General features: G+C 72.5%; 3 protein-coding genes. 2 read left to right on the forward strand and 1 reads right to left on the reverse strand.

What is annotated here, in order from left to right; all coding sequences use genetic code 11:
• Both Q0379_RS02335 and Q0379_RS02340 read left to right on the forward strand, forming a co-directional pair.
• The coding region (locus Q0379_RS02335) for a phosphonate-binding protein (protein WP_299003871.1) at positions 1-1875 on the forward strand (1875 nt) is incomplete at its 5' end.
• Positions 1872-2159, forward strand: coding sequence for an RNA-binding S4 domain-containing protein (locus Q0379_RS02340; protein WP_299003873.1), 288 nt, complete (start codon positions 1872-1874; stop codon positions 2157-2159). The genes Q0379_RS02335 and Q0379_RS02340, both read left to right, overlap by 4 nt.
• A gap of 136 nt (positions 2160-2295) precedes the next feature.
• On the opposite strand, the gene Q0379_RS02345 is transcribed toward Q0379_RS02340, so the two are convergent.
• Positions 2296-2550: EAL domain-containing protein (locus Q0379_RS02345; RefSeq protein ID WP_299003875.1), on the reverse strand; the 255-nt coding region annotated here is incomplete at its 5' end.

The following is a 2550-nucleotide window of genomic DNA, read 5'->3' on the forward strand; positions in this document are numbered from 1 at the left end:
ATCGGCATGGGCCTGAACATGGACGTCGACCACGTGGCCTTCGCGGGCCTGCGCAAGTTCGACGGCAAGCGCACCCGCTGGCTCTATCCCCAGGAGGTCGGCCAGATCGCCGGCCGCGCCGGCCGCTATACCCGCGACGGCACCTTCGGCGTCACGGGCGACTGCGAGGAAATCGACGAGGACCTGGTCGAGGCCGTCGAGAGCCATACCTTCGAGCCCATCGTCGCCGCCGAATGGCGCAATGCCCGCCTCGACTTCGGCTCACTGCCCGGCCTGCTGCGCTCCCTGGCCGAGACGCCCCAGCGCGGCGGCCTGAAGCTGTCGGACGAGGCGCTGGACGAGCGCACCCTGCGGGCCCTGGCCCAGCAGGAGGACGTGATCAAGCGCTGCAAGGCCGACCGCTCGGCCCTGATCCGCCTGTGGGAGGTCTGCCAGACGCCGGACTTCCGCAAGACCACCGACGACGACCACCAGCGCACGGCGCGCACCCTGTTCGACGACCTGACCACGGGCCGCAAGCGCCTGCCCGAGGACTGGGTGAACAGCCAGTTCAAGGCGCTGGACCGCACGGACGGCGAGATCGACAGCCTGGCCGCGCGGCTGTCGGGCGTTCGCACGCTGAGCTACATCGCCAACCGTCCCGACTGGGTCGCCAATCCGGCCCACTGGCAGGGCCTGACCCGCCAGCTCGAGGACCGGATCAGCGACACCCTGCACGAAAAGCTGATGGCGCGGTTCATCGACCGCCGCACCAGCGTCTTGATGAAGCAGCTGGGCGAGCGCGAGGCGCTCTATGCCGGCGTCGGCCAAGACGGCGAGGTGACGGTCGAGGGCCACGTGGTCGGCCACCTGTCGGGCGTGGCCTTCACCCCCGCCAAGGGCGCCTCGCCGTTGGAGGAGAAGGCGTTGCGCAACGCCGCCCAGCGCGCGGTCGGTCCCGAGATCGCCCGCCGCCTGGGCGTCCTGGCCAGCGAGGCCGACGACGCCTTCGCCCTGACGCCCGACGGCATGATCCTCTGGCGCGGCGAGGCGGCCGGCGCGGTCCGCCGCGACCTGCCTCTGCTGTCGCCCCGCGCCCGCCTGCTGGGCGAGCTGGGGCCCGCCGCCGTGCGCGAGCGCGCCGAGCGGCGGCTGGACGCCTTCCTGGCCTCGGAGGTCGATCGGCATCTGGCCCCGCTGCGCAAGCTGGAACGCGCCCTGGCCGGCGGCGAGCTGAAGGGCCTGCCGCGCGGCATCGCCCACCGACTGCTGGAGGCCGGCGGCGTGCTGGACAAGCGCCCGGTCGATCCGGAGCTGAAGGCGCTCAGCCAGGCCGAGCGGCGGACGCTGAAGAGCCTGGGCGTGCGGATCGGCGCCTTCAGTCTCTACTGCCCCGGCGTGCTGCGGGCCGAGGCGGTGGCCTGCGCGCGGGCCCTGAACCCCGCTGGCTGGCGTGGGGCCCTGACGACGCTGGAGAAACTGCCCTCGCCTGAGCCCTCGGCGCGCGAGCTCTCGGCCAGCGGTCTGCGCGCCGTCGCCTGCTTCAGCATTCCGGTCGAGCAGCTCGAGACCTTGGACGCGCTGCTGCGCGCCGAGCAACGGCCCGGCGGCGTGGTGCTGACCGACGCGGCGATCGAGAAACTCGGCTGGACCGCCGCCCAGGCCTCGGCGGTGCTGCGCGCCCTCGACTACACCCCCGCCATCCGCGCCAAGCCGGACCAGCCGATCGTCTGGAAGCGCCGGGGCGCGGCCAAGCTGGAGCAGAAGCCGGTCAAGGCCCGGCCGGACTCGCCGTTCGCGGCCCTGGCGAAGCTGACCGAACCGCCGCCACCGCCCGCGCGCCGCAAGCGCCCCCGCCGCCGCAAGCCGGCCGCGGCCAAGCAGGCCGCGTCGTGAGCGACGCCCCGAACGACGCTGCTCGCGCCGACGTCTGGCTGTGGCGCGCCCGCTTCTTCAAGACCCGCTCGCTGGCCGCCAAGTTCGTCGACGAGGGCCGCATCCGCCTGACTCGCGCGGGCGCCGAGAGCCGGATCGACAAGCCCTCGCGGACGCTCAAGCCCGGCGACGTGCTGGTGTTCGGCTTGGCCGGACGGCTGATCGCCATCCGCGTGCTGGACTGCGGCGAACGGCGCGGGCCGGCGAGCGAGGCTAGGGGGTTGTACGAGGCGGTGGAGGGGTAGGCGCTAGTTCCTCCCCGCATCGCGGGGGAGGTGGCCCAGAGGGCCGGAGGGGGCTAACTCGGCCTGCCTCCAGTTCGCCCCCTCAGTCGCTCCGCGACAGCTCCCCCGCATCGCGGGAGAGCATCTGCAACGCCGCCTACCCAAACCCTTTCAGGAACCCCGCCACCTCGTCCGCCGGCATCGGCTTGCCGAAATGGTAGCCCTGAATCTGGTCGCAGCCGTACCGCATCAGGGCGGCCAGCTGATCGGCGTCCTCGACGCCCTCGGCGACCACCTTCATGCCCATCGACGAGCCCAGGGTGATCACGGCCTTCACGATGGCCTCGTCCTCGGCGTTCTGGACGAAGGACTTGTCGATCTTCAGGCGGTCGATCGGGAACTGCCGCAGGTT

Source organism: uncultured Caulobacter sp. (assembly GCF_937900395.1).
In the GTDB taxonomy this organism is placed as follows: domain Bacteria; phylum Pseudomonadota; class Alphaproteobacteria; order Caulobacterales; family Caulobacteraceae; genus Caulobacter.